Raw genomic sequence first — 9,821 nt, 5'->3', positions numbered from 1 at the left:
GTTTCAACCAAGGTCATATCTGCGGCGGATTCCCGCTGCAGAGCTTCTGCGCTCGAAACCGATTGGCGATACCATGCAGTTCCGCCAATGGTAGCGGCTGAGAACAATACGGCAGCAAACCCGTAAGCCGTGATCTTTATCCACAAAGGACTTTTAACTTTAGTACTCGACATTTCATCCCCCAGATTGCGTCATTCACACTGTTCATAGTGCTCAAATCTTAAAGAAAGGGCGTGCAAGGAGAGTACAAAGCGCCTCCTGGACCAGATGCGACTTAATTGGCAAAGGACTTCATCTTCGACTTTACCTTCGAGAGCGATTTTTGAAGCGCCACGATTCTTTTCCGGTCTCGACAAGTTCGCAATGGTACGTTAGGCGGTCGCGAAGTGCGGTGGTCATCTTGGCATCGTCGAATACGTGCCGGGCGTGTCCTGATAGCCCTGGCCCTGCTGAGAAATCTGGGTGACCTCAGAAATAATCAGCCCTGCAGAAGCGCGCTGGGCGTAATATTCGGCGGTCAGATCGCCGGGCACGAAGCCCGCGCCGGCGCGATTGCGGGTGAGCGGTACCATGACGATGCGGTTTGCAAGCGTGATTGCGCCTAGGTTGGTTGGTTCGAAGAGCGTGGTCTTGGTCATGATAGCGCTTTGATACTTTTCTGAAGCGGCATGGGTTCATCGAGTGAGGAAAGGTCACACCGGCGTGTGATAGCGTTCAGCAGGAAGCGCATTGGCGAGATTGCCGAGCATGGCTTTGCGCGCGCCATCGAAAGCGTCCCACTGGCCGATATCGTGCAGCGGCGGGATGGTCACCAGTTCGCGGCGGTCGAACCCGACCAGGGCTGCATCGACCAGATCGCCCATTTCCATGACATTGCTCATGGCATTGACGTCGGCGCCGACGTGATCCCAGATCTCGGTCCGGGTCGTGGCGGGAAGCACCGCCTGAATGTAAACGCCCTTCGGTCCGAGCTCATGCGCAAGTCCCTGGGACAGGAAAAGGACGAAAGCCTTGGTCGCACCGTAGACGGTCATGCCGAATTCCGGGGCGAGGCCGACGACCGAACCGATATTGACGATCGCGCCTTCTCCTGCCTTGGCAAGACGGGGAGCAATAGCGCTGGAAAGCCTGACGAGTGCGGTCGCGTTGAGCGCAACGAGCTTGGTCATGTCATCGACGCTCTGGTCGACGAAGCTTCCACCAATCGCCGTTCCGGCATTGTTGACGAGAATGCCGATCCGCGCATCGTCACGCAGCCGGGCCTCAACCTTAGCAAGATCCGTCGCCTGGGTGAGATCGGCCGGGAGGATGTCGATCGTCACGCCGGTTTCCTGGCGCAGACGGCTTGCAAGCGTCTCCATGCGCGCCGCGTCTCGGGCGACCAGCACGAGATCATGGCCGCGTCGTGCGAACCGTTCGGCATAGGTGGCACCGATGCCAGTAGACGGACCGGTAATCAGGACTGCGGAAATTTGGCTCATTGGATTGCTCTTTTCTCTGATTGAACCTATATTCATGATCATCATCATGATTGGATTTAAATATGATAGCCATCATGTAAATTTCAACAGGTGTTGCGGAGAATTTTGAAAATGAAGGTCAGCCGAGAACAGATGGCAGAAAACCGTCGCCGGATTCTGGATTTCGCGAGCAGGTTGTTTAAGGACAAGGGGTTCGATGCGGTCAGTGTGGCAGAAGTCATGAAAGCAGCCGGACTGACCCATGGCGGCTTTTACGGACACTTCACGTCAAAGGACGATCTTGTGGCCCAGACGCTTGCCCAGGCGCTGTCATCTGACAGTGTCGGAGACGGCGAGTTCAACAGTTTCGTCCGCTCTTACCTAGCACCTCGTCATCGGGATAATCCCGGCAATGGATGCCCGACGGCAGGCCTCGCCGCCGCTATTCGTCACCAAACGCCCGCCGCAAAAGCCGTCATGACAGAAGGATTGCGCACCCAGATCGCGCGCATTGAGCAGGCGCTGCCTGAGCAAGGTGCAGCCGAAAAGCGCCGTGCAGCAATAGGAAGCTGGGCCGCAATGGTCGGAGCAGTCATCCTCGCCCGTGCGGTCGATGATCCCGAATTGTCTGACGAGGTTCTTGAGCAGACGCGCGAATGGATCGAAGCTAGCATCGGTTAGCCCGTAGAGATCAGATTGTGCGAATATTGACGGCTGCCGAACCAAGGATAGGGTTCCACCGCCCCCCTTCTTCCGCTATTGGCCGTTGGGATTCGAACCGTCGGCGACCTCCCGAGTTTGATACTGACTTTACTTCTCCGTTCAATGCACACTTGACTTTTGAAGAGAGGGAGCCCTCGAGTTCAGTGTTACCCAGCGACAGATCAGCCGAGAAGACTGTGCTCGGAACGTAACCGCTCGTTCTCCTGCACATCGACGCGGACGATATCGATCCCGAGTTCGATTGAACGATAAAGGACGCTGCGGCTTAAGCAAGTGGAGAAGAGACTTCGGAAACGTAAACCCTATTCCGTAGTCCGACGCCCACTTTTGCGTTTATGCACAAAGGCTCTCAAGCTCAACGGGCACCGATACGGACCCTTTCTCTACTAGAAATGTAACCAGATCCTCGATCGTTACGAGAAGCAGGCCATGGCGTGTAGCGAAGATTTCCAGGTCCGGCAGGCGCGCCATCGTGCCATCATCATTGGCAACCTCACAGATCACTCCAGCCAGCGACATGGCTGCGTCCCTAATTTCAACCTCTCTCTTTAAGATTACTCGGCAGATTACGGCGAGTTTGGGATGCGGCGTGAAGATTATGGTCTCGCGGTTGCAAATAAGGTCTTCCCTCCATCCTTTTGCCACAATGATTGATTGCATTCCGTGCAGATTTTGACAGCTGATTGATATTTTATCCAATCCGATCACCGGGGTTCCCCATGACCGACCAGCCATCGTCGTCCGAGTTCATTCAGGCTAGCCGTGTTCTCAAGGTCAAGTCGCCACTGGGCGAAGACCAGTTGCTACCGGAGCGGATGGTGATCAACGAAGGCGTATCGCAGTTGTTCGAGATACAGCTGAATGTCCGCGCCAAGAAGGAATCGGTGAAGCCGGAAGAGCTGATCGGCCGTCTGATCGATGTCTCGGTAGAGGTGCAACAGGGTGAAGATGGTGGTGGCGTGCGCCGCCCGTTCAACGGTCTGGTGACCGACCTGCATGAGGGGCCACCCATCACCCGTGGTCTGCGCTCTTACGCCATGACCATTCGCCCGCAGATGTGGTTGCTATCCCGCCGTTCCGATTGCCGCATTTGGATGGACAAGACAGCTGTTGAGGTGGCCGAAACGCTTTTTTCCGAACACGGCATTCCAGCCCCGGATACATCGGGCATCATCAAGACTCCGCCTGCGCAGTACTACAGCACCCAGTTCAACGAGACCGACCTCGACTATCTGTTGCGCCGTTTCGAAGAGGACGGGTTGTACTACTTTTTCAGCCACGAAGATGGCTCTCACAAGCTGCATGTGGCCGATACCGCCAATGGATGGCTTGGACCATCGCCTTCAGCTCAGGGCGAAGGCAGAGTGAGATTGGCACAGGGTTCTTCGGACCGCAACCACATCAATGACTGGGCTCGCCGCTTTTCCTATGTGCCCGGCCAGCGTGCAGGCGCCGACTGGAACTTTGAAACACCCGGCATGGTGCCAGGCAATATGACGCCATCACTTGTGCAGATGCCGGATGCGACCAAGCGCGAGCTGTACGAGTACCCGGCCCGCATCAAGACGGTGGAAGAAGCAGAGCGGGCCCAGAAACTCCGGGCGCAATCCATCGAAGCCGACCATGACCGCGTCTTCGGCGGATCGACCTCCCGCATTTTGGAGGCCGGACGTCGCTTTACGCCATACGAAGTTGCGCATCCCGAACATGAATATGAAGAGCATGTGATCATCAAGGCGAGCCACACGATCGTGGATCGCTCCTATGAGACCAACAGCAACGAACCGGAATACCGCAACGCCTTTGAGGCTATCCCCGCCCGCGTACCCCTCACCCCGCATCGTACGACCAAGCGCCCGAAGATCGAGGGCACGCAGGTCGCCATTGTTGCGGGCCCAGAGGGCGAGGAAATTCATCCAGATCAATATGGCCGCATCAAGCTGTGGTTCCCATGGGACCGCAAGGCGAAGAAGGATGGCACGGATACCTGCTGGGTGCGGGTCAGCCAGGCATGGGGCGGTGGGACATGGGGCGCGCAGGTTATCCCACGCATCGGCATGGAGGTTATGGTCGCCTTTGTCGATGGTGATCCGGATCGTCCGCTGGTGACGGGTGTCGTGAACAACCCAAAAAATTCGGTGCCCTACGATCTGCCTGCCAACAAGACGCGTATGGTGTTGCGCTCCAACACACACAAGGGCGACGGCTTCAACGAAATCACCTTCGAGGATGAGGCAGGCAAGGAGAACCAGTTCTTCCACGCACAGAAGGACCAGACCACTCGCGTTCTCAACGACCGTACCAAGCGCATTGATCGCCATGAGGTGGCATCGGTTGGTGGCAACCGCGCGGTGGAAGTGTCCGGCAACCAGAAGCACGAGATCGGCGGATCGGTAAACACCGTTGTCGGTGGCACAGGACCGATGGCGATGATGGCGATGGCGGGCGTCCAGGCGCTCTCAGGGCAGACAGCGGGGCTCCTCAGTCAGGCGGCGCAATTCGCAGGCGGCGGGGGACCCGGCATTGCGGCGTTTGCCACGACGCTTGCGTCATCAGCGCTTGGCTTCCTTGGCGCTGGCGGCATGTCGTCGCGCGAGGGCGTGGTCTCAGGCCCCAGCCCACGGTCTGATGCAGGCACGGCACTTGCTGGTTCCGGTACGGGTGTTGGGTCAGATGCATCTGGCCTATTCCCCCTCCCCGGCATCATGAACACCATCATCGGCGCGTTCCAGTCCACGTCCGTGGGTGTTGCAAAAGCTGAGCAGATCGGCGTTAGCAAGGTGACCAACATCGGCCAGACTGAAGTGCGCCAAGTTGGCAAGCAACAGAATCTGACCATAGGTAGCGAACAATATGTCGAGGTCGGCAAGGGCCAATACACCCGCGTCGGTGAGAAGATCACCGTCAATGTCGGCAAGCTTTACAATCTCGTGTCGGAGGAAAAATATCACGGTGAAGCGAAGGTCTGGGAGATTTTTGCAGATGATGAAATCCGGCTTTCGACGCCGGGTGGTTACATCTCCCTGACAAAAAGCGGCATTAAACTCTTCGCACTGAAGATCGATATAGAGGGTAACCAGATCAACTTTAAAAAAGGCGGCCCAGGTGAAGGCGGGTCTTGCTTGCGAAACATGACAGCAACTTCAACTCCGTTCGTTGGGTAGTCACGATGACTGATTTATCTAAACTGCGAGAGGTTTTGCTGCGGTCGCAGCGGCCACTGTTTGCAGTCCTTGATGGCGCGCAATTTCCCGATCTTCCAACAACACTGTCGGAAGGAAACTTCTTTCATCGATCTCTCTACCGCAAGTCTCCGCAAGGTAACCCGGATCAAGACCGGTGCGCGCCGCAATTGGTATGGCTTGACCGTGGGCCTTATGCAATCTCCAGAACGGGCGCCAGGCCGGTGGATCAAGTTTCACTAGATCGGCTGATCGACTTGATCGATGGCAAGCACGCTTGCGTTTTTTGGGAATGTGCAGCTGGAGGAGAGAGCCTTTATCATCATTTGCGAAAAATCAATGTGGTGCTGTTTCCGGGAGATGCACGAGTCGATCAAGGCAAAAGCTATGAAGCCGATCCACGCCCCAGCGATGAGAAATCTCCGGCCCAACCTGTTCAGTTGAAGCGGGTCATTCTGCGTCATAGCGAACCTAACGTCATGGCTCAAATTATACCCACACTCAGCCAAGGTCAGTATCTTCGTCTGCTGGGACCGGCAAACGCTATCATCTTCCAACCGGATGAGGAGTGGGGCGGCAGCATAATGCGAGCCAGCCGCAAGGATGGTACGGCGCCTGCGCCAAGGGGTCTTCTCGCTTTCAATACAAGAAATATCGATGAAATCGAGGATCAGCGTCGAGAAACGGTTGTCGGCAAGCGCGTGGCTTATCTGCGGAAGGTGGCACCGGATTTTACCGCCGCAAGGAGTGACGTGGAATTGCGCGACCTTGTGCGAAGGCAGGATGCTCAGGCGGAGGAACTCGGATTGAAGCTAGAATACTCTCGAAAACTATGGGCGTTCATGATGCTAATTTCTGGTGAGAAGAGCGGACAGATCCCTGAGGTGCGGGCTTACATTCGATCTGGTCCGAAAGATCCTGACCAGAATTTTGCCGTGCTTTTCAATAAGACGAAAAGTGTTGTCCGCGTCCACAGGAGGGCTGGCTGATGCCTCCTTTATTGGCAGTTGGAGGTGGGCTTGCGCTCGCTGGTGGGGGAACTGTCGCCGCAGGCGGCGCCACTATTTCTGCAGGGACTGCGGCGTGGTTACTTGGAGGAGCTGTAGTAACCACGGGAGCAATCGTCTATGGCGACGACATCGTCAACGGCGTCAGCGGCGCGATGTCAAATGCCCAGTCTGAAGCTCAGACACAGGATCAGGCAGTACCTGCAACCAGAACCGTAACCTGCGCTCGCTGCGCCCAAAATCCCTGCGCATATCTCGCCTGTGGAGTTCCTGGCAGCACCTACCGAGGCGGAGCCCACGGCTGCATGACTGATACACCCGAGACGCTGGGAGACGGACTCGATAGCCACCATATGCCAGCAGATTCGAAATCACCCTTGCCCAGACCTGTGGGGCCAGCGATACAGATGGATCCGGTTGATCATCGCCTTACGGCCTCTTATGGTAGCCGCGTGCATGGACCAAGTTACGCGGTGCAGAGGGGCTTTCTTTCACGCGGCCAGACCTATTCAGCGTTTATGGCTGACGTTTTAGATGCGCGTAGGGTAGCGGCGTTGCAGGGCAACCCGACAAAATACGATGCAGCAATAGCTCAAGCGACGGCCTACGCCGAGTGTCTAAGACGAAACGGAATAATGAAATAGGGACGGGATAGTGATGACCGCAGAAGATGACTGGAAGATTTTTCCACGCGAAGGCCTGGGGAAGCTCAAATTTGGCATGTCTCCAGCCGAAGTCGACGCCTGGTCCGAGACTTATGGCGCAGTTATGGGTCGAGGTAGCGACCGTGCGTCCGACGGGCTCTTAAGCGACACATTGGAGCAATTTGGCGGAGCAATGAGTGACGAGGAGAAGCAGGCGTTCATAGCCGCATATGCGCAGAACGGGCCCTCCGCAGATAGCGTTACGGAGACGCGCGGCAATCCGGGCCTCGTTCTGAGGTATGAGGCTGAGCGACTCATAGAGATCATGCCAGCAATTGGGCAGCGGCCGCTATTTTTGGATGGAGTGGACTTGTTATCAGTGGGGGCGCTAGAGGCTCTGGCGCTTCTGGAGCGTCTGAACGGCGGACCAGGTCGATACGCAAATACAGAAGCAGCATTTGACCGTATCGCTATTTCAACCGACGGATTCTGCGTTACAGACAAGGCTTCAGGCGTGCGAACGCTGAACGACGGGGATGAGCGTTTTCAGGGCCGAACTGTAATCGTGCGCGAGGAACCATATCTCCCGGAGGGAGAGATGGAGCGCTTTATCGTCCAGTCTGTTTTGGGGTAGTAAGGCATGTTGGAACAGTCTTCCCGGCGGCAAGTGCCAGACAAAATCTCCACCGCTAGGCTTATGCTTCGGCGGCCGGTGCTAAGCGACGCTGGTAGTCTGTACGCCATGCTCGCGGATCCGCAGCTGTTCCGTTACAGCCCCTTGCCGTTTGCCGGCACACTGATTGACGTTAAGCACATTATCGTTGAGTGGGACGAAAGCTGGGACAAAGGCCTGAAAACTTACGTTGTAGTACGCCAGGATGCAGTGGACGAGCCTATAGGCTTTGTAAACGTCGGCCCAGATGAAGAGCTTGGTGGCGCTTTGATGCAGAACGTTTCGGGTCAGGGTCTATCGGAAGAAGTCATGCGCGCCCTGATCGCGGAACTGGGCCTAACGAAAGCCTGGACCTTGATCGACGCGCATGTTGCGCCACTGATACGTCTGCTTGAAAAGGTCGATTTTCATGTCGAGAGAGTTCTGCCGCGTCACAGAGTGCATCCGCATGTTTCATCAGAAAAGCGGGATTGTGTCCTTATGCGACAGAAACGGCCAGAAAGGGCCTAGTCTATTGCATCCGACAGCAATGTAGATGGACGTGTTTAGATTGATATGCGGGTAAAGATGAGGTGTTCGTAATGGTTGGTCGAGCGGTTACACTTAAAGGCCATATGCACGTCTGTCCTATGGTTGATCCAGGGCCAAAGCCGCATATCGGCGGGCCAGTTGTCTCGACACAGCAAAACTTCGTCACAGTCGAGGGTGTGCCGATTGCCACGGTTGGGGACAGTTTAGTTTGCACCGGCGTGCCCACCACATCGGATCGAATTACAGGAGGTTCTTCAGTCGCCAGTATCGAGGGCAAGAAAATAGCCCGGCTAGGGGATTCCTGCGCGCATGGAGGAAGACTAGTACAAGGTATTCCTTGGCTTAGCTTTGAGTAGTTGGCCTGCTGCCGGTTTCATGGGCATCGAGTTAAGGTGTTCCTCCTGAAATCGGAGAGCAGGAATGCAAAGACGATATTCATCCGCGAGTATAAGCTTGAAGCGGTGACACTGCGAACGTGGGGTCACTGGCGCCAAAGGGCCTGGTGACCTTGATGTCCGCGAGAATGTGTTGCCAAAAGGGTTCGGGAATAGGGCGACGATCCAAGCCATTCCTTTCCTGGGAAAAGCCATATGACGCCGAGTGCCGCAGCCTACATTGCCAAGGACGCGATATGGAGTTCGCGTCCATTTCAAAGAACGGGGATGCGGATAAAAACTTGGACTGATTTATACGTTAAGGCCAAGACTTCTTCGATATTCGACCGGGCTGCGTGATCCCAGCGATATCTTGATACGCTTATCATTGTACCAGCGGATATAAGCGTCTACTTCGGCAACGAACTGTTCGATTGTGATGGCCTTCCAATCTCGTGGATAAAAGAGTTCTGTTTTCAATCGACCGAAGAAGCCTTCGCAAGCAGCGTTATCTTGTGAGCAGCCCTTCGGGACATCGAGCGAACCAGTTTCGCTTCGCTGATCCGCGTTAGCCAGCCAGGCCAGCGATAATGGGCTCCGCGATCAGAATGGACGATTGGTCGTTCCTCGCCGTCTGTCACGGTCTCAATAGCTGCATCCAGCATGGTGTTGACGAGGCCCGCGTCTGGTTGGGTTCCGATGGACCAGCTGATGACCATTCCGTCAAAGCAGTCGATGATGGGCGAAAGGTAGACCTTCCCGGCTGGGATCTGGAACTCGGTGATGTCTGTTAGCCATTTCACGTTCGGCGCGTCTGCATGGAAGTCGCGATTGATCAAGTTGTCAGGGGCCGGACTGATTTCTCCCAAGTATGATCCGAAACGCCGGCGACGCGGTCTAGCAACGACCAAGTGCTCCTGCTTCATCAAGCGCTGGACAACCTTTTCCGAGATGATCACGCTCTGCCTGGCCAGCGACGCCTGTAGTCGCCGATAGCCGTAACAACGACGGTTCGCTTCAAAGATTTCCGCAAGGCTGTCCCGGACGGCGGCATACTTGTCTGCGAGACACATGCGCGTGCGATGATAAAAGTAGGAGCTTCGCGCAATTTGCAGTTAGGCGAGCATTTCTGGCAAGCGATAGGTCTCTTTGAACTGCACCCCATTTCGACCGGACAGTCGGCATAAGCAGAAAGGCTCAAGCACAGGCTTGAGGACAGGCTTATGT

Annotated in this window: 7 protein-coding genes and 4 pseudogenes; 6 read left to right on the top strand and 5 right to left on the bottom strand. The window is 55.8% G+C overall.

The annotated features are described in order from the left end of the window. Positions 1-303 precede the first annotated feature (303 nt). From ATO67_RS23385 to ATO67_RS19735, 3 genes and pseudogenes are all read right to left on the bottom strand, one after another. A pseudogene (locus ATO67_RS23385) lies at positions 304-408 on the bottom strand (ATP-binding protein); the annotation flags it as partial. 2 nt (positions 409-410) lie between these two features. Beyond that, positions 411-638 (bottom strand): annotated as a pseudogene (locus tag ATO67_RS19740) (oxidoreductase); the annotation flags it as partial. A gap of 54 nt (positions 639-692) precedes the next feature. Beyond that, on the bottom strand, positions 693-1,481 hold the full coding sequence (locus tag ATO67_RS19735; RefSeq protein WP_106404995.1) for an SDR family NAD(P)-dependent oxidoreductase: 789 nt from the start codon (positions 1,479-1,481) through the stop codon (positions 693-695). Positions 1,482-1,592: 111 nt separating this feature from the next. Between ATO67_RS19735 and ATO67_RS19730 the strand changes: the two genes are divergently transcribed. After that, positions 1,593-2,141 carry a TetR/AcrR family transcriptional regulator gene (locus ATO67_RS19730; protein ID WP_067653164.1) on the top strand — a complete coding sequence of 183 codons (549 nt, stop codon included), beginning with the start codon at positions 1,593-1,595 and terminating at the stop codon, positions 2,139-2,141. A 375-nt stretch (positions 2,142-2,516) separates the two neighbouring features. On the opposite strand, the pseudogene ATO67_RS23570 reads toward ATO67_RS19730, so the two are convergent. Next, a pseudogene (locus tag ATO67_RS23570) lies at positions 2,517-2,699 on the bottom strand (3,4-dihydroxy-2-butanone-4-phosphate synthase); the annotation flags it as partial. 203 nt (positions 2,700-2,902) lie between these two features. Between ATO67_RS23570 and tssI the strand changes: the two are divergent. The 5 genes from tssI (at position 2,903) to ATO67_RS22575 (ending at position 8,576) form a co-directional block, all read left to right on the top strand. After that, complete coding sequence (tssI, locus tag ATO67_RS19720; RefSeq protein WP_067653160.1) at positions 2,903-5,347, top strand: type VI secretion system tip protein TssI/VgrG; 2,445 nt, start codon at positions 2,903-2,905, stop codon at positions 5,345-5,347. 5 nt (positions 5,348-5,352) lie between these two features. Continuing rightward, positions 5,353-6,354 (top strand): DUF4123 domain-containing protein, encoded by a 1,002-nt coding sequence (locus ATO67_RS23170; protein ID WP_158667382.1) that lies wholly within the window; start codon positions 5,353-5,355, stop codon positions 6,352-6,354. 675 nt (positions 6,355-7,029) lie between these two features. After that, complete coding sequence (locus ATO67_RS19700; RefSeq protein ID WP_067653151.1) at positions 7,030-7,650, top strand: hypothetical protein; 621 nt, start codon at positions 7,030-7,032, stop codon at positions 7,648-7,650. 6 nt (positions 7,651-7,656) lie between these two features. Beyond that, positions 7,657-8,199, top strand: coding sequence for a GNAT family N-acetyltransferase (locus ATO67_RS19695; protein WP_067653149.1), 543 nt, complete (start codon positions 7,657-7,659; stop codon positions 8,197-8,199). Between the two features lie 71 nt (positions 8,200-8,270). After that, positions 8,271-8,576 (top strand): PAAR domain-containing protein, encoded by a 306-nt coding sequence (locus ATO67_RS22575; protein WP_082760349.1) that lies wholly within the window; start codon positions 8,271-8,273, stop codon positions 8,574-8,576. 330 nt (positions 8,577-8,906) lie between these two features. Here the strand turns inward: ATO67_RS22575 and ATO67_RS19690 are convergent. Beyond that, positions 8,907-9,745 (bottom strand): annotated as a pseudogene (locus ATO67_RS19690) (IS3 family transposase); the annotation flags it as partial. Between the last annotated feature and the right edge of the window lie 76 nt (positions 9,746-9,821).

Origin of the sequence: Agrobacterium bohemicum, assembly GCF_001562555.1 — a bacterium.
In the GTDB taxonomy this organism is placed as follows: Bacteria; Pseudomonadota; Alphaproteobacteria; order Rhizobiales; family Rhizobiaceae; genus Agrobacterium; species Agrobacterium bohemicum.
This window is presented reverse-complemented; position numbering and strand designations above follow the sequence as displayed.